This window comes from Pseudomonas sp. AM14(2022), assembly GCF_036346455.1.
Classification (GTDB): Bacteria; Pseudomonadota; Gammaproteobacteria; order Pseudomonadales; family Pseudomonadaceae; genus Aquipseudomonas; species Aquipseudomonas putida_A.
The window spans coordinates 389,022-413,545 of sequence record NZ_JAOTNY010000004.1; the positions used below are offsets into that span (position 1 = coordinate 389,022).

At 60.9% G+C, this 24,524-nt stretch carries 17 protein-coding genes and 1 riboswitch; of the genes, 2 read left to right on the top strand and 15 right to left on the bottom strand.

Annotated features, from left to right (window positions below; genetic code table 11):
• Positions 1-38: 38 nt before the first annotated feature.
• Both alaS and ltaE read right to left on the bottom strand, forming a co-directional pair.
• A complete protein-coding gene (alaS, locus tag V3W27_RS11335; RefSeq protein ID WP_330206612.1) occupies positions 39-2,657 on the bottom strand; it encodes an alanine--tRNA ligase in 2,619 nt (872 codons plus the stop codon).
• A gap of 146 nt (positions 2,658-2,803) precedes the next feature.
• Positions 2,804-3,808 (bottom strand): low-specificity L-threonine aldolase, encoded by a 1,005-nt coding sequence (ltaE, locus tag V3W27_RS11340; RefSeq protein WP_330206613.1) that lies wholly within the window; start codon positions 3,806-3,808, stop codon positions 2,804-2,806.
• A 275-nt stretch (positions 3,809-4,083) separates the two neighbouring features.
• A riboswitch (FMN riboswitch) is annotated at positions 4,084-4,255 on the top strand.
• A 101-nt stretch (positions 4,256-4,356) separates the two neighbouring features.
• Here ltaE and V3W27_RS11345 point away from each other — a divergent pair.
• Positions 4,357-4,866 (top strand): 6,7-dimethyl-8-ribityllumazine synthase, encoded by a 510-nt coding sequence (locus tag V3W27_RS11345; RefSeq protein WP_330206614.1) that lies wholly within the window; start codon positions 4,357-4,359, stop codon positions 4,864-4,866.
• A gap of 151 nt (positions 4,867-5,017) precedes the next feature.
• Here the strand turns inward: V3W27_RS11345 and astE are convergent, their stop codons facing one another.
• The 7 genes from astE to V3W27_RS11380 form a co-directional block, all read right to left on the bottom strand.
• Positions 5,018-6,028, bottom strand: a complete 1,011-nt coding sequence (astE, locus tag V3W27_RS11350) for a succinylglutamate desuccinylase (RefSeq protein WP_096795017.1) — start codon at positions 6,026-6,028, stop codon at positions 5,018-5,020.
• 12 nt (positions 6,029-6,040) lie between these two features.
• Positions 6,041-6,331: a topoisomerase II gene (locus tag V3W27_RS11355; RefSeq protein ID WP_134787124.1), complete on the bottom strand. Its 291-nt coding sequence runs from the start codon at positions 6,329-6,331 to the stop codon at positions 6,041-6,043.
• 57 nt (positions 6,332-6,388) lie between these two features.
• Positions 6,389-7,735, bottom strand: coding sequence for an N-succinylarginine dihydrolase (gene astB, locus V3W27_RS11360; protein ID WP_115984193.1), 1,347 nt, complete (start codon positions 7,733-7,735; stop codon positions 6,389-6,391).
• A gap of 163 nt (positions 7,736-7,898) precedes the next feature.
• Positions 7,899-9,368 carry a succinylglutamate-semialdehyde dehydrogenase gene (astD, locus tag V3W27_RS11365; RefSeq protein ID WP_330206670.1) on the bottom strand — a complete coding sequence of 490 codons (1,470 nt, stop codon included), beginning with the start codon at positions 9,366-9,368 and terminating at the stop codon, positions 7,899-7,901.
• The gene (gene astA, locus V3W27_RS11370) at positions 9,365-10,390 is read right to left on the bottom strand and encodes an arginine N-succinyltransferase (RefSeq protein WP_027612638.1); all 1,026 of its coding nucleotides are present in this window, start codon (positions 10,388-10,390) and stop codon (positions 9,365-9,367) included. Before astA ends, astD begins: the two co-directional genes overlap by 4 nt.
• A 51-nt stretch (positions 10,391-10,441) precedes the next feature.
• Positions 10,442-11,461, bottom strand: coding sequence for an arginine/ornithine succinyltransferase subunit alpha (aruF, locus tag V3W27_RS11375; RefSeq protein ID WP_059404897.1), 1,020 nt, complete (start codon positions 11,459-11,461; stop codon positions 10,442-10,444).
• A 201-nt stretch (positions 11,462-11,662) separates the two neighbouring features.
• Positions 11,663-12,883, bottom strand: coding sequence for an aspartate aminotransferase family protein (locus V3W27_RS11380; RefSeq protein ID WP_330206615.1), 1,221 nt, complete (start codon positions 12,881-12,883; stop codon positions 11,663-11,665).
• Between the two features lie 310 nt (positions 12,884-13,193).
• On the opposite strand from V3W27_RS11380, the gene V3W27_RS11385 reads away from it, so the two are divergent.
• Positions 13,194-18,239, top strand: a complete 5,046-nt coding sequence (locus V3W27_RS11385) for a dermonecrotic toxin domain-containing protein (RefSeq protein WP_330206616.1) — start codon at positions 13,194-13,196, stop codon at positions 18,237-18,239.
• Positions 18,240-18,265: 26 nt separating this feature from the next.
• On the opposite strand, the gene argR is transcribed toward V3W27_RS11385, so the two are convergent.
• From argR to V3W27_RS11415, 6 genes are all read right to left on the bottom strand, one after another.
• A complete protein-coding gene (gene argR / locus V3W27_RS11390) occupies positions 18,266-19,258 on the bottom strand; it encodes a transcriptional regulator ArgR (RefSeq protein ID WP_027612635.1) in 993 nt (330 codons plus the stop codon).
• A gap of 232 nt (positions 19,259-19,490) precedes the next feature.
• A complete protein-coding gene (locus tag V3W27_RS11395) occupies positions 19,491-20,255 on the bottom strand; it encodes an ABC transporter ATP-binding protein (protein WP_003227281.1) in 765 nt (254 codons plus the stop codon).
• Positions 20,256-20,282: 27 nt separating this feature from the next.
• Positions 20,283-21,395, bottom strand: coding sequence for a M14 family metallopeptidase (locus V3W27_RS11400; protein WP_330206617.1), 1,113 nt, complete (start codon positions 21,393-21,395; stop codon positions 20,283-20,285).
• 1 nt (position 21,396) lies between these two features.
• A complete protein-coding gene (locus V3W27_RS11405) occupies positions 21,397-22,095 on the bottom strand; it encodes an ABC transporter permease (RefSeq protein WP_003227285.1) in 699 nt (232 codons plus the stop codon).
• Positions 22,092-22,781: an ABC transporter permease gene (locus tag V3W27_RS11410; protein ID WP_003227287.1), complete on the bottom strand. Its 690-nt coding sequence runs from the start codon at positions 22,779-22,781 to the stop codon at positions 22,092-22,094. Before V3W27_RS11410 ends, V3W27_RS11405 begins: the two co-directional genes overlap by 4 nt.
• Positions 22,782-22,872: 91 nt before the next feature.
• A complete protein-coding gene (locus V3W27_RS11415; RefSeq protein WP_027612633.1) occupies positions 22,873-23,646 on the bottom strand; it encodes an ABC transporter substrate-binding protein in 774 nt (257 codons plus the stop codon).
• Between the last annotated feature and the right edge of the window lie 878 nt (positions 23,647-24,524).

The window sequence follows — 24,524 nt, forward strand, 5'->3', positions numbered from 1 at the left end:
CCGGGCCCGCCACTAGACTGCGGGCCCGGCGGGCCGTCTTATAAACCCTGCTCGACAAATGGAACGGTCAGCGCCAGCGCGCCATCCAGTGCGCCGGCGTCAACACCGCCGCCCTGCGCCATGTCCGGACGACCACCGCCCTTCCCGCCCACTGCCGCAGCAGCCTGTTTCATCAAATCACCGGCTTTGAGTTGGCCAGTCAGGTCTTTGGTTACGCCTGCAACCAGTACGACCTTTTCCTCATGGACACTGCCGAGCAGGATCACTGCGCGGCCGAGTTTGTTTTTCAGCTGATCGACCAGCGCCAGCAGCGCCTTGCCGTCCTGACCATCCAGACGTGCGGCCAGAACCTTCACGCCCTTGACGTCGACTGCCGAGTTCGACAGATCGTCGCCCGCGGCGCTGGCGGCCTTGGCCTGCAACTGCTCGAGTTGCTTTTCCAGCGCGCGGTTGCGCTCCAGCACGGCCGACAGCTTGTCGATCAGATTGTCGCGGCTGCCCTTGACCAGGTTGGCCGCTTCCTTGAGTTGTTCTTCTGCAGCGTTCAAGTAGGCCAGCGCCGCAGCACCGGTGACTGCCTCGATACGACGCACGCCCGATGCCACACCGCCTTCGCTGATGATCTTCAGCAGGCCGATGTCGCCGGTACGGTTGGCGTGGATACCGCCACACAGCTCGACGGAGAAATCGCCGCCCATGCTCAGCACGCGCACGTTGTCGCCGTACTTCTCGCCGAACAGCGCCATCGCGCCTTTCTGCTTGGCGGTCTCGATGTCGGTTTCTTCGGTTTCAACCGCGGAGTTCTTGCGGATCTCGGCGTTGACGATGTCTTCCAGCGCCTTGATCTGCTCCGGCTTGATCGCTTCAAAGTGGCTGAAGTCGAAGCGCAGACGCTGGCTATCCACCAACGAACCCTTCTGCTGAACGTGCTCGCCCAACACCTGACGCAATGCAGCGTGCAGCAAGTGAGTCGCGGAGTGATTCAGCGAGGTCGCGTGACGCACCTCGGCATCGACGTGGGTTTCCACTGGCGCACCGATGGTCAGGCTGCCGGAATCCAGCACGCCGTGGTGCAGGAAGGCGCCGCCGGTCTTGGTGGTATCACGGACGTCGAAACGCGCGTTGCCCGCCTGGAGGAAACCGCAGTCGCCGATCTGGCCGCCGGATTCAGCGTAGAACGGCGTCTGGTTCAGTACGATCACCGCCTCTTCGCCTTCATTCAAGACGTCGACCGACTGGCCATCTTTATAGATAGCGACGATTTTTGCCGAACCGCTGGTGTCTTTGTAACCGGTGAACTCGGTGGCCACATCAACCTTGACCAGGGTGTTGTAGTCCAGACCGAACGAGCTGGCGGAACGCGCACGAACACGCTGGGCTTCCATTTCACGCTCGAAGCCGACTTCGTCGACGGTCAGGCCGCGCTCGCGAGCGATGTCGGCGGTCAGGTCCATCGGGAAACCGTAGGTGTCGTAGAGTTTGAACACTACGTCGCCCGGCACCACGGTGCCTTTGAGTTCCAGCAGATCCTGTTCGAGAATCTTCAAGCCGTGCTCCAGGGTCTTGGAGAACTGCTCTTCTTCGGCCTTCAGTACGCGCTCGATGTTGCTCTGCTGCTTCTTCAGTTCCGGGAAGGCTTCGCCCATCTCGGCGACCAGCGCAGCGACGATCTTGTAGAAGAAGCTGCCGGTAGCGCCCAGCTTGTTGCCGTGACGGCAGGCGCGACGAATGATCCGGCGCAGCACGTAGCCACGGCCTTCGTTGGACGGCAGCACGCCGTCGGCGATCAGGAAACCGCACGAACGAATGTGGTCGGACACCACTTTCAGCGACGACTGATCGCCGTTTTCGCAACCGATCGCTTCGGCCGAAGCCTTCAGCAAGTTCTTGAACAGGTCAATGTCGTAGTTGGAATTGACGTGCTGCATCACCGCACTGATCCGCTCCAGGCCCATGCCGGTGTCGACCGACGGCGCTGGCAACGGATGCAACACGCCATCGGCGGTGCGGTTGAACTGCATGAACACGTTGTTCCAGATCTCGATGTAACGGTCGCCGTCTTCTTCCGGCGAACCCGGTGGGCCGCCCCAGATGTGGTCGCCGTGATCGTAGAAAATCTCGGTGCACGGGCCGCACGGGCCGGTATCGCCCATGGTCCAGAAGTTGTCGGACGCGTACGGCGCGCCTTTGTTGTCGCCGATGCGGATCATGCGCTCGACCGGCACACCGATCTCTTTGGTCCAGATGTCATACGCTTCGTCGTCGGAGGCGTAGACGGTGACCCAGAGTTTTTCCTTCGGCAGTTTCAGGACGCCGGTCAGGAAGGTCCAGGCGAAGGTAATCGCGTCGTGCTTGAAATAGTCACCGAAGCTGAAGTTACCGAGCATTTCGAAGAAGGTGTGGTGACGAGCGGTATAACCGACGTTTTCCAGGTCGCTGTTCTTGCCACCGGCACGCACGCACTTCTGGCTGCTGGTTGCGCGGGTGTACGCGCGCTTTTCCTGGCCCAGGAAGCAGTCCTTGAACTGGTTCATCCCCGCGTTGGTGAACAGCAGGGTTGGGTCGTTGCCCGGAATCAAAGAGCTGGAGGCTACACGGGTGTGGCCTTGCTCTTCGAAGAAGCGAAGGAAGGCTTCACGGATTTCTGCGCTTTTCATTAGGTTCTTCCACGGAGGCTGCGGCCAAAGGCCTGTACGAAACGTCAACAGACGAAACGACGGCAAAGGGCCGCATTATATCGGCCCTTCGCGCGGGGTACAGCGTGTTTATACGATAGTAACGGTCAATTGGACGGCTAACGCTGTCACTTGCGCGAAAACTCGACGAATGTCGCGATCACTTGCTCGATTTGCGAGCGACTGACGTCCATGTGCGTGACCATGCGCAAGCGCGCGGCGGCGCTCAACTTGATCCCGCGTTCGGCGGCAAACACCTTGAGCGCTTCGGACTGATCGCCCATTTGCACGTAGACCATGTTGGTCTGCACCGGCTCGACGCTGAACCCGGCCTCGCGCAAGCCTTCGGCCAAAAACCGGGCGTTGGCATGGTCATCCGCCAGGCGCTCAACGTGGTGATCCAGCGCGTACAGCCCCGCCGCCGCGAGCAAACCGGCCTGACGCATGCCGCCGCCGACCATTTTGCGCAGGCGGCGGGCCTTGCCGATCAACTCGGCTGAACCGCACAGCACCGAACCCACCGGCGCGCCAAGGCCTTTGGACAGGCACACCGACACCGAATCAAAGTACTGAGTGATTTCCCGTGCATCGACGCCCAGCTTGACCGCGGCGTTGTAAAGGCGCGCGCCGTCGAGGTGCAGTTGCAAGCCTTTATCCTGAGTGAAGCGGCGGGCGCGGGCCAGATACTCCAGCGACAACACTTTGCCCTGCATGGTGTTTTCCAGCGCCAGCAGTCGGGTACGGGCGAAATGGAAGTCATCCGGCTTGATCGCTGCCGCGACCTGATCCAGATCCAGCGAACCGTCGGCCTGCACCTCCAGCGGCTGCGGCTGGATCGAGCCGAGCACCGCCGCGCCACCGCCCTCGTATTTATAGGTGTGCGCCTGCTGGCCGACGATGTATTCGTCGCCACGTTCGCAATGCGCCATCAGGCCCAGCAGATTGCTCATGGTGCCAGTCGGCACAAACAGCGCAGCGGCGAACCCCAGGCGACTTGCCAGTTCCGCCTCCAGACGATTGACCGTCGGATCTTCGCCGTACACGTCGTCACCGGTAGCCGCCGCAGTCATTGCGTCGAGCATGGCAGGAGTCGGTTGGGTGACGGTGTCGCTGCGAAGATCGATAACGCTCATGAACCTGGCCTCTGATCAGCAGGGGAAATCCCTTTTCGAAGGTGAATTACTGCGGTCATGGCGCCGATTAATCAACCCTTGAGTGAGAAAAAGCACATTACTCCTTGAAAGGACGCAACCCAATGTGGGAGCGGGCTTGCTCGCGAAGGCGGTCTGTCAGTGACACATCTGCTGACTGACACATTGCTTTCGCGAGCAGGCTCGCTCCCACAGGTTCTGTGCAAGGCCGGAAAATATGTGATAAAAACGCTGCGCCGCCCGAGAAAGGGCGGCAAAAACGTTCTCAGGGCGGGGTGCAATTCCCCACCGGCGGTAATTGCGCGCAATGCGCATAGCCCGCGAGCGCTTGGCGACGAACACGGCAAAGGCTGTGATCGGCGACAAGGTCAGCAGACCCGGTGTGATTCCGGGGCCGACGGTCATAGTCCGGATGAAGAGAGAACGGGATTGACGCCAATGGGCCGCCCGCGCGCTTGTGTGCTCGTGCGTACCCTTGAATCCCTTTCAATTCATAACGCCCTGTTTTTCACACAAACAGGAGTCAGAACATGCAACCCACCGCTATCGACAGCAAAACCAAACACCCTCACGGCGAGCGCGTTGCGTTCATCCAGGCCTGCTGGCACAAGGAAATCGTCGACCAGAGCCGTAAAGGCTTCGTCGCCGAAATTCTGGCTCAGGGTTATCAGGAATCGGACATCGACTTCTTCGAAGTCGGCGGCGCCTTTGAAATGCCCCTGCACGCCAAGTTGCTGGCCAAAACTGGCCGTTATGCCGGCATCGTCGCGGCCGCTCTGGTCGTGGATGGCGGCATCTATCGTCACGAATTCGTCGCCCAGTCAGTGGTCAGCGGCCTGATGCAGGTGCAACTGGAAACCGAAGTGCCAGTGTTCTCGGTGTCCCTGACCCCGCATCACTTCCATGCCGGTGAAGAGCATCAGAAATTCTTCTTCGAGCACTTCGTGCACAAGGGTCAGGAAGCGGCGCGGACTTGCGCGGATACGCTGCAGAAGGTTCGTGCGTTGCGTCGCAGTGAGCCGCGAGCTGTAGCGGTCTGAGTCTGTCTGGGTCGAGCGCGACCCCAAACCTCACTCAAATCTAAATGTGGGAGCGGGCTTGCTCGCGAAAGCGGTGTGTCAGCACACAGATTCGTCACTGATACACCGCTTTCGCGAGCAAGCCCGCTCCCACATGGGGTCTGAAGTGTTCTCAGGATAAGTGTTCGTCGGTGGCCGGCACGATCAGGATGCCCGCACGCAAGCCGTTCTTGACCTTGGGATTAGGGAAGATGATGCGCGCGCCCTCTTCCTCGATGACCCAGCGGGTATTGGCCAGATCTTCGGCCAGCACATAACCCACATCCAATTCAGAAAAGTTCTCGATGTCCGCTGGCAGGTTCAGGCGGAACGCATCGCTGTGCTTGATGATTTCCCGGGCGACGCTGAACAGCTGCAAACCATCCAGTCCCTCTGCTGCCAGATCCGGCTCATTGCCTTCGATGATCTGCTTCAGACGAGTTTCCAGACGTGAAACATCCACCCCTTCGTTCTGCCCGAACGGCCGCGCCTTGCCCAGTTCCAGGGTGAAAGCCTCGGCACCGAGCTTGTCGTAGGTGTAGGAACTGAACACGATCGACGGCTTGTTCTGCAGCAGCACCGCTTCCATCCCGGCGGCGCGCAGACGCGCCAGTTCGCGGCGCGAATGCTGGCGACCTTCCTTCCACGGATACAGCGCGAACTGCTCGATCTTCGAACCACGAATGGCGGTGTGCAGGTCGTAGTGCAGTCGCTGCCGATCCGGCAGGCTGAAGAAGCTCGCCGCCAGCCGTTCCAGCTCACAGGCGCGGATGGCTTCGGAACCGCTGGTTTGTTCATGCCGGCCGTTGAACAGCCGGTTGACATCCTGCTCGACGAAGCGCTCGCCCTTGCGGATCGCTTCCGGGTTACCGAACAGAAACAGAATGCGTGCACGCGGCTTCAGATCGCCGCGAGCGATGTCATGCAGCAGCCGATCGAGCAACTCGATCGGCGCTGTTTCATTGCCGTGGATACCTGCCGACAGCAGCAGGTCCAGGCCATTGTCGCGCGCTTCGGGCGGCCGGACTTCCAGCGCACCCTCGCTCAACCAGCGCATGCGCACGCCTTCGACAGTCAGTTGAGTCTTCTCCGCCGGTTCGCGGCCGGCGAGGGTCAGTTCAAGCAGTTTGCCGAGGGCGAGCATAGAGCGGTTTCCTTAGTGATCGTGGTTGCAATCCGGGCCGTGCACGTGGTCTTCGTCGTCGCCGACTTCAGCCGGTTCCATTTCCAGTTGCAGACTTACCAGATTAGTCGCCAATGGGCGCAGCAGCAGGTTGGCGTACTCTTCGTCACCTTCTTCAACGTCCACGCCGATCAGCAGTTGGCCACGGCCGTCCTGCTGGATCCACAGCTCTTTGCCTTGCCACATGACCGCGACGCGGGTGCACGAGGTTTGCAGTTGCGTGCCGTCGGTGTCTTCAAGGATCAGCTGCAGGGAATCGCTCATGTTTTTACTCTCTTGGGGAGACAAGCCGCGCGCCGCGTTCAGGCAACGCGCCGGCCATCAATTGATCTGGAATGGATAAACCGCGCCCAGTTTAAGGATTTGCGTCAGTTCATCCAGTGCCGTCCGGCATTCAAGCAGCAACTGCGGGTCCGCCAGATCGGTTTCGCTCAGGCGGTCGCGGTAGTGCTTTTCAACCCATGCGGTCAACGAACCGTACAACGGGGCCGTCATGATAACCCCTGGGTTGACGGCCGCCAGCTCGGTTTCGTTGAGCGCGACGCGCAGTCGCAGGCACGCCGGGCCACCGCCGTTCTGCATGCTTTGCTTGAGGTCGAAGACTTTGACTTCGCGGATCAGCCCGCCGGAGCTGGTCAGACCTTGCAGGTAGTTCCACACGCGCTCGTTGCCACGGCATTCTTCCGGCACGATCAGCAGCATCGAGCCATCCGGACGCGACAGCAGCTGGCTGTTGAACAGGTAGGAGCGCACCGCATCGTCCACGGTGACCGCCGAACGCGGCACGCAGACCGACTGGAACTTGCCGCCGACCTTGGCCAGTTTGCCCTGCAACTCGGCCAGCATCTGTTCGGTGTCGAGGAACGCGTCCTCGTGATAGAACAGCACCTCGCCGTTACCCACCGCGATCACGTCGTTGTGGAACACGCCCTGATCGATCACCGCCGGATTCTGCTGCGCGTAAACCACGCCTTCGTCACGCAGACCGTGCAGACGCGCCACCGCTTGCGAGGCTTCCAGAGTCTGGCGCGCCGGGTACTTCTGCGGCGCCGGGTAACGGGTGTCGAAGGCACTGCGACCGAACACGAAGAACTCGACACCGGCCTCGCCGTACTCACGACAGAAACGCGTGTGGTTGGCTGCGCCTTCGTCACCGAACTGCGCCACCGCCGGCAACGCGGCGTGATGGGCGAAGTGCTGCTGATCGGCGAACATCGCACCGAGCACGCGGCTGGTGGTCGGGTGTTCGATGCTGCGGTGGTATTTGCAGTTGAGGTTGGCGGCGGTGAAATGCACGCGACCGTCAGCGGTGTCGGCACTCGGGCTGACGGTGGCGGCGTTGGCCACCCACATGCTCGATGCCGAGCAACTGGCAACCAGCAACGGCATGGCTTCCTTCGCTGCACGCTCGATCACTTGCGCGTCGGTGCCGCTGAAACCCAGACGGCGCAACGCGGCCACGTCCGGACGCTCCTGCGGCGCCAGCACGCCTTGCTGAAAGCCCATTTCCATCAGCGCTTTCATTTTCGCCAGACCTTGCAGCGCCGCTTCCTTCGGATTCGAGGATTGCTGGCTGTTGCTCTGGGACGCAACGTTGCCGTAGGACAGACCACCGTAGTTATGGGTCGGCCCCACTAGACCGTCAAAATTGACTTCATAGGATTTCATCAGCGAGGCTCCACGAGAATCTGTTGTTATAGGCTTCAAGTAACAATTCAGTCAGACCGCGTCGCGGCTATCGCGAGCAGGCTCACTCCTACAGGTTTGGCGGTGTTCACACATGCTGTGTACGACACAAATCCTGTAGGAGTGAGCCTGCTCGCGATGGCCGTTACGCCATTTTCACGCCAGGCGTCAGGGCCGCAGGCAACACCAGATTTGGGGTTTCCAGCGAGGCCACCGGGTACGCGCAGTAGTCCGCCGCGTAGTAGGCGCTGGCGCGATGGTTGCCCGAAGCGCCAACACCGCCGAACGGCGCGCTGCTCGCGGCACCGGTCAGCTGTTTGTTCCAGTTGACGATACCGGCGCGGCTTTCCAGCCAGAACTGCTGATAACGATCTTCGGAATCCGACAGCAAACCAGCCGCCAGGCCATAAGCGGTGTCGTTGGCCTCAGCGATCGCCGCAGCGAAATCGGCGTAGCGAATCACTTGCAGCAACGGGCCGAACAGTTCTTCGTCTGGACGCTCAGCCACGGCGGTCACATCCAGAATGCCCGGGGTCAGCAAGGCCGACTGCGCTTGCGGCTGAGTCATCGCCAGCAGCGACACCGCGCCATTGGCCAGCAGGTGTTGCTGGGCATCCATCAGCGCTTTCGCCGCGCCAAGGGAAATCACCGAGCCCATGAATGGCGCCGGCTGTTGATCGAACGCACCGACTTCAATCGTTGCGCTGACTTCCACCAGACGCTTGAGCAGGCTGTCGCCCCATGCGCCTTGCGGCACCAGCAACCGGCGCGCACACGTGCAGCGCTGACCGGCGGAGATGAACGCCGACTGAATGATCGTGTACACCGCCGCGTCCAGATCACCCACCTGATCAACCACCAGCGGGTTGTTGCCGCCCATTTCCAAAGCAAGAATCTTGTCCGGACGCCCGGCGAACTGCTGATGCAGGTGATTGCCGGTGCGGCTCGAACCGGTGAAGAACAAGCCATCGATGCCCGGGTTCGCCGCCAGGGCGATACCGGTTTCGCGAGCGCCTTGCAACAGGTTCAACACGCCGGCCGGCAGACCGGCTTCGATCCAGCACTTGACCGTCAGCTCGGCGACTTTCGGCGTCAGCTCGCTTGGCTTGAACAGCACGCTGTTACCGGCCAGCAGCGCCGGCACGATGTGGCCGTTCGGCAAATGGCCGGGGAAGTTGTAAGGGCCGAATACCGCCACCACACCATGTGGCTTGTGGCGCAGCACGGCGGTGGCGTCGCCCAGCGGGCCGCTCTTCTCGCCGGTACGTTCGCGGTAGCTCTGCACCGAGATCGCGATCTTGTTGACCATGCTGGTAACTTCGGTCGCGGCTTCCCACAACGGTTTGCCGGTTTCCTCACCGATGGTGCGGGCCAGTTCGTCACTGTGGTTTTTCAGGGCGGCGGCGAAGGCCTCGAGCACGCTGATGCGCTCGTCCAGCGAACGCCGCGCCCAACCCGGAAAGGCCTGACGCGCAGCCTGCACGGCCGACTCGACCTGAGCGGCAGTCGCGCCCTCCCCCGACCACAGCACTTGCTGGGTCACCGGGTTCAGCGACTGAAAGGCTTCGCCCTGACCGGCCAGCCATTCACCTGCGATGTATAGCGAATTCATTATTTCGACTCCCGAGCAGCAGACAACGCCACGGCGCGCACTTGATCGCCGGCGTTGAGTTGAAGACGTTTGGCGGTCAGCGGATCGACCACCAGCGTGCCGGCGGCCAGGCGGGCCGGGGCAGCGGTGATGCGGCAGTCTTCGCGCTTGCGGTTATGGATGATGAACGGCGTGGCGTCATCGCCCGGTGTACCGATCGCCAGCACCAGCGCTTCGCTGTCGCGGACTGCGCGGATCTTGCTGGTTTCGCATTCGATGGCCGGGCCGGCGTCGAAGATGTCGACGTAACCCTGATAGCTGAAACCTTCGCTCTTGAGCATCGCCAGCGCCGGCTCGGTGTCCGGGTGTACCTGGCCAATGACGTTGCGCGCATCCGGCGACAGGAAGCAGGTGTACAGCGGGAATTTCGGCATCAGTTCGGCGATGAACGCCTTGTTGCCAACGCCGGTCAGGTAATCGGCCTGACTGAATTCCATCTTGAAGAAGTGCCGACCCAGGCTTTCCCAGAACGGCGAACGACCGGCCTCATCGGAGACGCCGCGCATCTCGGCGATGATCTTGTTGCCGAACAGCTCAGGGAACTCGGCGATGAACAGCATGCGCGCCTTGGACAGCATGCGGCCGTTCAGACCGGTGCGGTAATCGGCATGCAGGAACAGCGAGCACAGCTCGGAGTTGCCGGTCAGGTCGTTGGCGAGGAACAGCGTCGGAATCTCGCGATAGATGTTCAGCTCTTGCGAGGCGCTGACGGTCAGGCCGACGCGGAAGTTGTACCACGGCTCACGCAGACCGACCGCGCCGGCGATGGCGGAAATCCCCACCACGCGACCGTTGTCGTCTTCGAGCACGAACAGGTAGTCCGCATCGCCACGGCCGGCTTCGCCGCGAAAGGTCTTCTCGGCCCAGCCGACCCGATGGGTCAGGCGCTCTTCGTTGGCCGGCAAGGTGGTCAGGCCGGTGCCGGTGCTGCGGGCCAGGTCGATCAGCGCGGATAAATCGCTGCTGCGTACGGGACGAACAATCATGCTATCTCCTCAAACGGGCCGCCTTCGCCACCCGTGAAACTCGCTAAGGCGTTAAACCGCCACCAGGCGCACGCTGGCACCTTCACCGACGCCCAGGGCTTCGGCTGCTTCCAGATCCAGGGTCACCGGTTTGCCCGGCGCGTAATCGAGTTCCAGCAGCACCGCGCGGTAATCCTGCAACTGCGCGTTGGCCACCAGATACTGGCGCCCGGCGCCTTTCACCGGCTCGCCGATCTTCACTGGCACCACACGGCTCTGGGCGATCGAACGGATCCCCGAAACACGCGCATGCAGGGTCGGGCCACCGTCGAAAATGTCGATGTAGTGATCGGTCTCGAAGCCTTCGCGCATCAGGATGTCGAAAGTGATCTGCGCACGCGGGTGCACCTGGCCCATCGCTTCTTGAGCGGAATCCGGCAGCAGCGGCACGTAGATCGGGTAATGCGGCATCAGTTCGGCGAGGAACGTGCGGCTCTTCAGGCCACACAGGCGTTCGGCCTCGGCGTAGTTGAGGTCGAAGAAGTTGCGCCCGATCGCGTCCCAGAATGGCGAGTCACCGTTTTCGTCGCTGTAACCGACGATCTCGGTCACCACCGAATCGGCGAAACGTTCCGGGTGGCTGGCGACGAACAGCAGGCGACCACGGGAGTTGAGCTCGGCCCACGGCGACCCCACCAGCTCACGCTGCACGTAGAAACTGGTCAGCAAGCTGTTGCCGGTCAGGTCGTGGCATTGCGAGAGCACGTGGATCTTGTTGTGGATCTTCAGCTCGCGGGAGGCGTGGACGAAGGTCTCGTTGCGGAAGCTGTAGAACGGCTCGGAGTAACCGGCCGAGGCAACGATGGCCGAGCAGCCGACCAGTTTGCCGGTGGCGGAGTCTTCGAGGACGAAAAAGTAGCTCTCCTCCCCGTTGAAACTCACTTCGGCGGCGAACGAGGCTTCGCTCGCGGCGATCTTGTCGCTCAGACGTTCCACGTCATCCGGCAAGGAAGTGACACCAATCGGACTGTCCGCAGCCAGACGCTGTACCTCGCCCAGATCAGCCATTTGCGCAGGGCGCATCACCAGCATGGTGTCACTCCTTTCTCTTATAAATTTACAGAAGAAAAAACACCGGACCTTGTAGGAGTGAGCCTGCTCGCGATTGCGGTATGTCAGTCGACTCATTGGTTTCTGACAGACCGCAATCGCGAGCAGGCTCACTCCTACAGTGGATCGGGTTCGGCATAAAATTTTGATCGACGCCCGAATCCTCGGGCGCCGAAGGGTCAATCAGGCTTGCGTCAGTGTTGCCGCGGCGCGTTCGAAGCGGTCCAGACCGGCATCGATATCGGCGTCTTCCACCACCAGGCTCGGGGCGAAACGGATCACGTCCGGGCCGGCCTGCAGAATCATCAGGCCTTCTTTTTCAGCGGCGTTGAAGATGTCCTTGGCCTTGCCTTTCCAGGCATCGCTCAGCACGCAACCGATCAACAGACCGAGGCCACGCACCTGAGTGAACAGGCCGTACTTCTCGCCGATCTGCTGCAGACGGGTCTTGAATTTGTCGTGCTTGGCGTTGACGCCGCTCAGCACCTCGGGGGTGTTGATCACGTCGATCACCGCTTCGGCGACGGCGCACGCCAGCGGGTTGCCGCCATAAGTGGTGCCGTGGGTACCGACGACCAGGTGTTTGGCCAGCGCTTCGGTGGTCAGCATCGCGGCGATCGGGAAACCGCCGCCCAGGCTCTTGGCGCTGGTCAGGATGTCCGGAGTCACGCCGTAATGCTGATAGGCGAACAGGTGGCCAGTACGGCCCATGCCGGTCTGCACTTCGTCGAACACCAGCAGCGCGTTGTGCGCGTCGCACAGTTCGCGGGCACCTTGCAGGTAAGCCAGTTCGGCCGGCAGCACACCGCCCTCGCCCTGGATCGGTTCGAGCACGACCGCACAGGTCTTGTCGGACACCGCCGCTTTCAGCGCGGCCAGATCGTTGTAAGGGACGTGAGTGATGCCGGTGATTTTCGGACCGAAACCGTCGGAGTACTTCGACTGGCCACCGACGTTAACGGTGAACAGGGTACGACCGTGGAAGCTGTTGAGCGCGGCGATGATCTCGTATTTTTCGCTGCCGAAACGGTCGAACGCCACGCGACGGGCCAGCTTGAACGCGGCCTCGTTGGCTTCGGCGCCCGAGTTGCAGAAGAACACGCGCTCGGCGAACGTGGCGTCGATCAGCTTGTGCGCCAGGCGCAGGGCCGGCTCATTGGTGAACACGTTAGACACGTGCCACAGCTTGTTCGCTTGCTCGGTCAAGGCACCGACCAGCGCCGGATGCGCGTGGCCCAATACGTTTACGGCAATCCCGCCGGCGAAGTCGATCAGCTCGCGACCGCTCTGGTCCCAGACGCGGGAACCGGCGCCACGCACCGGAATGAAAGCGGCAGGCGCGTAGTTGGGAACCATTACCTGGTCGAAATCGGCGCGTTGTACCGCAGCGTGCTCAACGGACATCGGAGTCTCCTGAAGAGGAACACCCGCCTGAAACTGGCGAGCGATGGGGGGATTGTAAGGACAGTTTTCAGCCCGGCCTTGCCGCCAAGCGACAACTTCTTATAGCGCAAACCCCGGATTTTCCCGGGTTTACGGCAATGCGACATATAGCGTCGCAAAGGCGCAGTTTAAACTGCACGCCGCCATTTGCGCAGACGTACCGGGGATCTTAATCAAGAGAGTTTTGTGGCGTGCGGTATATATGTACCGCACATCGAATCAACGGCCGGTGTTTGCTAGGGACCTTTCTCCAGGTAAACGGCCTCACCCCATGATTCAAGAAACCACACCTGCCCTCGCGACACTGCCCGACTCACTGCTGCTACCCCGGCAGGACGCACACTATCAACCGCTGCTCCAGGCCATCCCGACATGGCTGAGTCAGGCTGCGGCACACAAACGCGCGGCATTGAAACGGGCCAGTCCGCTACTGCCCGCCAACCTCAAACAGGCATCACGCACCGAGCATGCAAAACTTCGCGCACTGAATGCCGCGCACTGGACCGCACACAACCGCGTCGAACGAAGCCTTGCCCGGTTGCAGGATGCCAAAGCGTTCGCCGAACCGTTGCTGCGCGCCGAACTGGCAGAGCGCTTTGGCTTGAATCTGGATGTACGACAGACCTTCCTGCGCCTGTACCTGCCCGACCATGTTCCGTGGCTGCGCATCAAATCCGGCGCCGCACGCACCTGGACGGTCTCGCTGCTGGACGCCGCGCTGCACAATTTTGAAAGCAGCGAGACCAGCGCTGACGCCTTTGAGTCCGCCTCGGGTTATGTCAGCCAGCCCTCGCCTGACGGTCAGTTCAGCGTGCTGCCGAACATCCCCAAGGCGATGTCGATCCCTGCCTTCACCCGCCTGTGTCGCGAGCTGGATATCGGCCGCCGCTACAACACTTATCTGCAAGACAATTTGGGCGTCAGCAATCCGCTGGTCGCAGCCGTGCTGCAACCGCAGGTTTGCACGAGTGACAAAGCCGCCCTGGTCGCTGCCCTGCAAATGGCCTACATGCAAAAGCTGCTGGGGGCCGATGTCCATCGCCTGATCCTCGGGCTGCTCGATGGCTTGCAGCATTTGCGCCTCAATCGTCAGGCGTGGCATTGCCATGCGCTGACGATGATGAAAGTCAGCCTGACCGGCATCGTGCTGTTCGCGCCGAATCTTGAGGCTGCACACGCAGCAGCGCGAGTCGTGGTTTACATTCCCGATGACCCACAACACCCAGTCAAGGAATACGCCAGTTCCGCTGCCTTCGCTGAGGAGCTGGCGCAACGCCTGCGCGATCCGGACTATCAGGTGTTCTTCAGCCGTTTCATCGACCATGCCGATCGCGGCGCTTTCTTCGGCCAGTTGCGGGCCATGCTCAGCCCCGTCACCTGGCAACCCGTACCGGTCGGCGATCCACGCCCCACCTGGCGCGAGCATCCAACCGTGCGGCCTGCTCTGCAGATCGTCGCGACCCCAATCCGGGGTGAGCTGTGGGTTTACCTCTACCAGCGCAAGCTCGACAAGATGCTCAACGATGCCCGCGTCATCGCCGTCTCGACGGCCATGGTCGATCGCAAGGCGCGCTGGGCACTCTGGGATTCCTTCACGGACATTGCACAGTCGCTGCTCAACCTCGTCGCGTTTGTCGCCTTGCCATTCGTGCCATTTCTCGGCGAGCTGATGCTTGCCTACACGGCCTATCAACTGCTCGACGAGACGTTCGAAAGCATCGTTGACTGGGCCGAAGGCCAGCCCCGCGAAGCGTTCGCGCATTTGATCGGCGTCGTAGAGTCCATGGTGCAGGTCGGCACTTTCGCCGCTGGCGGCGCTATCGCCGTCAGCGAGTTTCGCGCGCTGTTGCCTGCCAATGTCGTCCAGTTCATCGACCGCTTCATTCCGGTGAAAACGGCCAATGGCAAGACCCGCTACTGGAAACCCGACCTGCGCCCTTACGAGTGGCCCGGCACGCTGCCCAAAGACATCCGAACCGATGCACTGGGCCTGCAAACCCACCAGGGCAAGAGCCTGCTGGCCCTGGAAGACAAGTTGTATGCCGTCAGCCTTGACCCCGAAACGGGCGCCCATCGCATCGACCATCCGACGCGCCCCGAGGCTTACAAACCCGCACTCAGGCACAACACCGCAGGCGCCTGGCAAACCGAAATTGACCAGCCACTGGCTTGGGATCGCGCCACCGTGCTGAGCCGCAGCAGTGCGCAGATGCAGCGCCTTCCCGCTGTTCTGCGGGAGCGCCTGCTGAATATCAGTGGCTGCGAGGAAAACACCCTGCGCCAGATGCACGTCGAGCGCGATCAATTGCCACCCTTACTCAGTGACACGCTGCAGCGCTGGCAGATCGATCAGGACATTCAATTGTTCATCGAGCAGATCGGCAGCCCGCATGCCGAGGATTACCTCAAGGCCGACCCGGCCACCCAACTGCAACTGCTTTTCGACAACGGCGACTGGCCTGCCGACCGAGGCCTGCAACTGATCGACCGTCAGGGCAGAACCCTGTGGCGCAGCCCCGTCGCCGACGTGCCCTTCATACAAATCGAGGGCTCACGACTGGACGATGGCGACCTGCTCAAGACCTGCCTGCAACGCCTGACAGAATCGCAACGAAGGCGGCTATTGAGCGAAGCCCTGCATACGCCCGCACCCTCGGCCGAGGCCCGCGCAACTAGTCTGCGGCGCAGCGTCGCCGAGCTGGCAAAGCGCAAACGCCAAAGCCTGTTCGAGGATCGATATCGTCAGTTACAGCGCGGCGCTAGCCCGCTGGTACAGGTACTGATGGATGCCGAACCCGGCCTGCCGAAGGCGTTGGCGCAATCGATACTGGAAACGGCAAGTGATGCTGAATACCTGCAACTACAGCGTGGAACACTCTCCGCAAGACTGGTCGCTCTGACCCAGGAAACGGGTCTGCAAGTGCGCGCAACCCGAGCCTTTGAAGGGCTGGAGCTGCAAGCGACAGTCAATAATCTGGATACGGATCGGCTGGCCCTCCACTCGCTGCCACGCTTGCCGGGCTGGTCGCCGTCGATACGAATGGAGCTCAGGCACTACAGCCATAGCGGGCAACTGATCGACAGCCTCGGCGCGCAGGACGCGCTCATTCGCAAGGTGCTGGTACTGACCGAACAGGGCGACTATCAGCCGTTCGACGCTAGCGGTGAGTCGCTCAGCGCGCCGGGGTCACTGTATTCAAGTCTGCTGCATGCCCTGCCCGACGCAGAACGTTCGGCGCTGAACATCCACATCACGCAAGACCTGCAGCTCAAGCAGCTGATTCGTGACCACGCGCTCGACCGTCAAGCGTTGCTGAACCTGCTGTCGCAAAATCCGATTCGCAAACCCGCTTACGACCCCACCGTGATGCGCCTGCGTGGCGGTACCAGTGGCTATCGGCGCATGCCTACCAATACGCCGACGCTGCACGCCCATGCCCACTGGCTGCTGCCGCACTTGCTGCCTGAAGAGCTCAACGCGTTCGTCGAGCGCCTGCAACGCCATCCGGACGGCCCGCGAGCGGAGCTGAGCCGTCTGATCACTGAACGCAACCGCCTCGACGCGGTGCTGAGTCCGTGGACTGAGGGTATTCCCCTCGTTCATCCGCAGTCCGGCGCCCGCCTCACCACCGAGCAATACGCGATCCAGCGTCATCGCCGACGGCAGATGCGGGTCGACATCCTGGACTGCTGGAAGCAGCAGGTTTCCTTGCCGGAGAACACCGAGCAGACCATCGATCTGCGCCTGTCACAGTCAATCATCGGAGAGCTGCCACAACTTGAGGTGAACTTCAGTCACGTGGACTACCTGACCGTCGAAGGGGTCGGCAGCACTCAGGGTATACACGGTTTTCTGAACTGCTTCTCCGGCTTGCGTCGCCTGGCGCTGCGCAATTTCCAGCTGGGCAACCTGCCGGAGTCGATCAGCCGTTCGCCACAACTGCGCGAGCTGATTCTCAGCGACTGCAGCATCACCCTGACAGCCGAGAGCCAAACCACACTGGCGGCGTTGACTCAACTGAGAACCCTGGACCTGTTCAGGAACCCGCTCGGGCTCACCCCCAACGTCGAAAAAATGCCCCGACTCAATTACATCGATGTGTCGGAGACCGGCATATCCGAACTGCCACCCGGCCTGCTCACGCGCCCGCTATTGCGCACCGCACTGCTCAACGACAACCAGATCCGATCGTTGTCGCCCGCCCTTTTCGAGCTGCCCTACAACGTTCCGGAAGGCTTCGACCTGAGCGGCAATCCGATTGCCAGCGCAGACCGGGAGCGCATCAAACGCCACTTCAACGACACCCGCCAGGACTTCGGCGTAATGGCCGAACAGGCTGATTTGCTGCGCGTACAGGCGCTGTACACACACATGGATCTGGAACAGGCCAGTGAATTTTTCTATCTGCTACCCGGCACCCTGGCCGAGGGTCGAATCGAACTTGCACGGCTTGAGCGTGAATACAGCGACTTGAGTAGCAACCTCGCCCACTGGGCGACCGACCATCCGGCCTTGCACCCGATCAGTGGCGAGCCCTTCACGATTGAGCAAGTGCTGAACGAGCACGCCGCACGTCACGAATTCAAATCGCTCATTGAACAGTGCTGGCGCCGGGAAACCGAGCAAGACGAACCGGATCAGAACCTCCAGCCACTGCATGACTTGAACCTGGCGACAATCATCCGCGGCGACTTGCCCGTACTCAATGCCGATTTCAGCCATGTCACGCATCTGTACCTCAGAAGCCTGCCGGGTCAGACGTTTGGAATCGACAGGTTTGTCGAGACGTTCGCCAGCCTCAGAGGACTGACGATTTATCAATATCGGCTTGAACACATTCCGCCGGCGGTGTTTCGCATGGCTGAGCTGACCTATTTGTCGCTTTCACACTGCGATTTGACGCTCACGCCTCAAGCCGCCCTTGAGCTTGCGCAAATGGAGCGCCTGGATCACTTGGATCTGAGTGATAACCCGCTGGGTGAGACCCCGGATGTCAGCCAGATGACCCATCTGCAAACGCTGATGCTGGACAACAGCGGCATCACCAGCCTGCCACCGGGCCTGCTGCAACTCGAACACCTGGAAATCGCCGACCTGAGCGACAACGCAATCACCCAGGTTCCCAGCGATATCCTGGAGTTGCCAGAAGAGCGTGCGGACAAATTCAGCCTGCGGAGCAATCCGCTCTCTGAGCTCAGCGTGCAACGGCTGATCGCCTACTTCAAAAAGCACCGCATCGATTTTGGCGTGGACGCCGTCATCGAACGGGCGGAAATGGAGGTGTCCACGTCCGAAGATTCCGGGGTCGATGAGTAACGCTCAGCGGGTTCTGCCGGGGTGCGTCAACCGCGCTCCGGCGGCACTGACGACAGTTCGAACGGACTGCTGCTGCGCCGCTGGTTGCGATCTTCACGCGGCGTGGCGCCGAAGAAGTTGCGGTAGGCGCTGGAGAAATGCGGCCCGGAGGAGAAACCGCAGGACAGGCCGATCTGGATGATCGACTTGCTGGTTTGCATCAACATCTGCCGGGCCTTGTTCAGGCGCAATTCCAGGTAGTACTGGCTCGGCACGCGGTTGAGGTATTGCTTGAAGATCCGCTCCAGTTGCCGACGGGACACGCACACGTGCTGGGCGATTTCGTCGGTGGTCAGCGGCTCTTCGATGTTGGCTTCCATCAGCAGCACCGCTTGGGTGAGCTTCGGATGGCTGGAACCGAGGCGGTTCTGCAGTGGAATGCGCTGGCGTTCACCGCCCTCGCGGATGCGCTCGACCACCAGTTCTTCGGACACCGCACCGGCCAGTTCTGCCCCATGATCACGGGCCAGCACCGCCAGCAGCAGGTCGAGTACCGACATGCCGCCACACGCGGTCAGGCGATCACGATCCCAGTCGAACAGGTGACTGGTGGCGATGACTTTCGGGAAACGCTCGGCGAAATCGTCCTGCCAGCGCCAATGCACGGCCGCACGATAACCGTCGAGCAGACCGAGCTGCGCCAACGGATAGACACCGGCAGACAGACCACCGATCACGCAACCGGCCCGCACCAGTTGCTTGAGTGCGCTGCTGAGGGCCGGGGCCAGAGTGGTCGGCGGCTCGTCGGCGAGCAAAAAGAGTTTCTGGAAGTTTTCCAGCTTGCCGGTCCACGCCTCGCCCGGCAGTTGCCACGCCCCCTCGGCCGCAACGTCTGTCACGGTTTCGGCCTGGAGGAACGACAGTTCGTAAACCACCTCCGGATGCACCCGCTGAGCAACACGCAAGGCCTCCTCCGCCAGCGCCAGCGTCAAAGCTTTAGTGCTGGGCCAAATCAGGAAACCAATTCGATGGGCAGTCATGGGCGGGCAATCCGAAACGAAGAACGGTGATGAAGGCATGGGCCAATGCTAGCCCGTAATCGAAGCTGTCGCAGATCCATTGTGGGAGCGGGCTTGCTCGCGAAGGCGGTGGTTCAGGCAGCAATGATGTTGACTGATCGACCGCTTTCGCGAGCAAGCCCGCTCCCACAGGGGGACCGAGCCAGCCTTCAGGTCGCGAAGCATGACCTAATCTGGTGCATAACGGCAGCGATTACTTGAGGCTGCCCGACAGGAATTGTTGCAAGCGCTCGGATTGCGGATTGACCAGCACTTCGCGCGGGTTGCCGCTCTCTTCCACAACTCCTTTGTGCAGGAACACCAACTGGTTCGACACTTCACGGGCGAAACCCATTTCGTGTGTGACCACGACCATGGTGCGGCCTTCCTGAGCGAGGGCCTGCATGACTTTGAGCACGTCGCCGACCAGTTCCGGGTCGAGCGCCGAAGTCGGTTCGTCGAACAGCATCACTTCCGGCTCCATCGCCAGCGCACGGGCAATTGCCACACGCTGCTGCTCGCCACCGGACATGTGTCCCGGGAACGCATCTTTACGATGGGCGACGCCAACCTTGTTCAGGTAGTGCTCGGCTTTCTCGCGGGCTTCGGCCTTGGACACGCCCAGTACGTGAACCGGCGCTTCCATGATGTTTTCCAGCGCAGTCATGTGCGACCACAGGTTGAAATGCTGGAACACCATCGACAGGCGCGAACGCATGCGCTGCAGCTGTTTCGGATCAGCGGCTTTCAGCGCGCCGTCCTTGTTCGCTACCAGCTTCAGCTCTTCGTTGTTGAGCAGGATCTTGCCCGCGTGCGGCTGCTCAAGCAGGTTGATGCAGCGCAGGAAAGTACTTTTGCCGGAGCCACTGGAGCCGATGATGCTGATCACATCGCCGGCTGCCGCTTTCAGGGACACGCCCTTGAGCACTTCGTGACTGCCATAGCGTTTATGCAGGTCTTGGACTTCAAGTTTGTACATGCGGTCGGTTCTCACAAAAACAGTCAGTCAGTCGTTGAGCAAGCGCCCGTGACGCAGCGCTTCGCGCCCCGCCACCTTGGCCAGCCAGAAACCGGGTTGGGCATAGCGCAGCCGTTCAATGGCAAACAGCACCCCGGACGTACCAGCACACACCGTGCTGACCCGATCGGACACAGGGTCGATCACTTCGAAAATCTCATCCCCGGCTTCAACCCACTCGCCGGGTTTACGCAGAAAACTCACCACACCGGGGTGCGGTGCCAACAGTAATTCAGTGCCTTCGAACGGCATGCCTTCGCACGGTTCGCTGGCCGGCTTCGGCCATTCGCCAGTGATCAGGCCTTGCTCGGCAAGGAACGCCAGAATGCCTTCAGCCCAGGCTTGCGCATCAACGCGGTCGGTATTGGCCTGACCGCCCAACTCGACGGTGGTCGCCAGGCACGCCAGTGGGATCTGCGCGTCCGGAAACTGCCGCGACAGCCGCAACCATGGCAACGAGCACGCTTCATCGAAGGAGCTGCCGCCGGAATCTTCCGCCAGCAAACCGACCTTCACATTCAGATGTGCGGCCAGGGAGCGCCACTGCGGCCAGTGCTGCGGCAGTGCATACATGTGCAGCGCCGCTTCAGCGTCGCAATGCAGATCAAGCACCACATCGGCGGTGCAGGCGTGGCTGAGCAAAACGCGCTGCATGCCTTGCAACTGGCTGCTCGCCTCGGGCAATGTCGCCAGATGATCAGCCATGGCCTGACGGATCAGGCGAATATTGGCGTGCGGATCATCACCAAGGCTGTCAGCCAGTGCCGCCGCAACCGGTGCGCTCAGCTCGACGAAATCGCGGTTGAAATTCTTGCCGCTGCCCGCCTCGAAACGCCCCTGATGATTGCCTTGCAGTAATTGGCCGAGGCCCAGCGGGTTGGCGACCGGTACCAACTCGATCACACCGTTGAGCAGGCCTTGGGCTTCGAGTTCGCCGAGGCGTTTTTTCAGCTCCCAGGCGGTGCGCATGCCCGGCAGTTCGTCAGCGTGCAGGCTGGCCTGGATGTAAGCCTTGCGCTCGCCGCTCCCAAAGCGGAAGACCGAGATCTTGCGCTCGCTGCCCAGATGGCTCCACGGCAATACGTGGTCGATGCGTTCCATATCAGTGCTTCCGCGGGGCCAGGTAGCTCAACCAGCGGCGCTCGGCCAGCTTGAACAGCTTCACCAGAATGAAGGTCAGGCACAGGTAGAACACGCCGGCGGTGATGTACGCCTCAAACGGCAGGTAGTACTGCGCGTTGACGGTACGGGCCGCGCCGGTGATGTCGATCAGGGTCACGATGGACGCCAGACTGGTGGTCTGCAGCATCATGATCACTTCGTTGCTGTACTGCGGCAGCGCCCGGCGCAGGGCCGATGGCAACAGGATGCGCTTGTACAGTTTGAAGCGCGACATGCCCATGGCCTTGGCGGCTTCGATCTCGCCGTTCGGCGTAGCCTTGAGGCTGCCGGCAATGATCTCGGCGGTGTAGGCGCTGGTGTTGATCGCGAACGCCAGGCACGCACAGAACGTCGCGCTGGACAGCCACGGCCACAAGAAGCTTTCACGTACCGCTTCGAACTGGGCCAGACCGTAGTAGATCAAAAACAGCTGCACCAGCATCGGCGTGCCGCGGATCACGTAGGTGTAGAGCCACGCGGCGCCGTTAACGATCGGGTTCTTGGAGACGCGCATCAGGCCCAGCGGCAGTGCCGCCAACAGACCGAACAACAGCGACAGCGCGAGCAGTTTGAGGGTGGTCAGCAGGCCGCCGAGGTACAGCGGCATGGCCTCCCAAATGACGTTGTAGTCGAAGATCATAGATCAGCCGCCCTTACGCCTACCGAGTAGCGCTTCTCAAGGTGACGCAGCGCCAGCAACGAGACACTGGTGATCACCAGGTACATCGCCGCCACTGCGAGGAAGAAGGTGAAAGGCTCGCGGGTGGCATCCGCCGCCTGCTTGGCCTTGAACATCATGTCCTGCAGACCGACCACCGAAATCAGCGCGGTGGCCTTGGTGAGAACCAGCCAGTTGTTGGTGAAGCCAGGAATCGCCAGGCGAATCATCTGCGGCACCATCACCCGGAAGAACACCTGAAAACTACTCATGCCGTAGGCCATGCCCGCTTCGGCCTGGCCTTTTGGGATCGCCATGAACGCGCCACGGAAGGTTTCCGAAAGGTACGCACCGAAGATGAAACCGAGGGTGCCGATACCGGCGGCCAGCGGGTTCAGGTCGATGTAGTCGTCATAGCCGAGCATCGGCGCGACGCGGTTGAGCAGGTCCTGACCGCCGTAGAAGATCAGCAGGATCAGCACCAGGTCGGGAATCCCGCGGATCACCGTGGAATACAGATCGCCCAGCCACGCCAGCCAGCGAATCGGCGACAGGCGCAACGCGACCCCGATCAGCCCGAGAACGATGGCCAGGGCCATGGACGACAAGGCGAGCTGAAGCGTCAGCCATGCGCCATCGAGGATGACAGCCCCGTAGCCTTTCAACATGATTCAGGTCCTCGAAAGTTGGGATGAAAAAATGGCGCAAACCGCAGAGATCCTGTTGCTTGCGCCATTTCTGACTTGTCGCAGAGACGTGTTACTTGCCGTAGATATCGAAGGCGAAGTACTTGTCCTGGATAGCTTTGTATTTACCGTTTTCACGGATGGCCGCGATCGCAGCGTTGATCTTGTCTTTCAGCGCGTCACCCTTGCGCACAGCAATGCCTACGCCGTCGCCGAAGTATTTGACGTCGGTGAACTGCGGGCCAACGAAGGCGAAGCCTTTGCCGGAATCAGTGTTCAGGAAGCCGTCTTGCAGCAGAGTGGCGTCAGCCACAGTACCGTCGAGGCGACCGGCGGCCACGTCGAGGTAGATTTCGTTCTGCGAACCGTATGGCTTGATCTCGGCACCCAGCGGGGCCAGGACTTCGCGGGCGAAACGCTCGTGAATCGAACCACGTTGTACACCGATGTTTTTACCCTTGAGCTCAGACAGGTTGTCGCTGACAACGGTGCCCTGCTTCATGACCAGACGGGCCGGGGTGTTGTAGTACTTGTTGGTGAAGTCCACGGACTTCTTGCGGTCTTCGGTGATCGACATCGACGACAGGATCGCGTCGATCTTGCGTACTTTCAGTGCCGGGATCAGACCGTCGAACTCTTGCTCGACCCACTGGCACTTGACCTTCATTTCTTCACACAGGGCATTGCCGATGTCGTAGTCGAACCCAACGATGCTGCCATCCGGCGCTTTGGAAGCGAACGGAGGGTAAGCCGCTTCGATACCGATCTTCAGAGGTTTTTCATCAGCGAAGGAATTCAGCGACAGCACGGACAGTGCCAGGGCGCCAAGCAGCACAAGTTTCTTCATCTTGGGACTCCATCGGTAAAGGGCAAAAACGGCAGAGTGAGCGACAGCCCAATATGCGAATGGGTGAATCGGGAAAGCGGTGCAGCATCGGTGGGAAATTTCCCGGTGAAACCTCCAGGGGTTTCAACGTCAGCCACGATGAGCGAGTGATCGGCATTCTAACGACAGGCCCGAAGCCGATATTTCTTCAATGCGACAACTAATTACAGATGCACAGAGAAACCCGCTTGAGCGCATTGACAGCATTGCAAATTCATGCAAGAGCGAAAGACAGTGAACCGATCTATGCTGCAAATTGCGGGCCTATTATTCGCAAACCCTTCTAATCCGGCAAGCGCAGCGTTGTGTCTTATTTTTCACTGGGGGTTTTAAGGCTCTAAAACGGGGCATTGCGTTTCCCTTCGCCCCGCGGCGGGGCGGGCGGTTACACATTTGGTTACTCGGGTAGGCATGGGTAACAGCGGGAAATGGCTTGCACAGGAAATCGATAATTATTGGTTGGGTGGGTTTGGGTTTCTGACAGGGGATTACTGCGGCGTCTGACAGATTGTCTTCGCGAGCAAGCCCGCTCCCACAGGTTGATCGCATTCTGTCTGAAATAATGCAGGCCCACTGTGGGAGCGGGCTTGCTCGCGAAGAGGCCAGCAAAACCACCACAAACCCACCAGACAAAATAGCCCCGGCTGGACTGCATTCCTCCAGACAGAACACACCTCAACCTGTGGGAGCGGGCTTGCTCGCGAAGAGGCCAGCAAAACCACCACAACCCCACCAGACAAAATAGCCCCGGCGGGACTGCATTCTTCCAGACAGAACACACTTCAACCTGTGGGAGCGGGCTTGCTCGCGAAGGGGCCAGCCCTGCCACCCCAAAACCT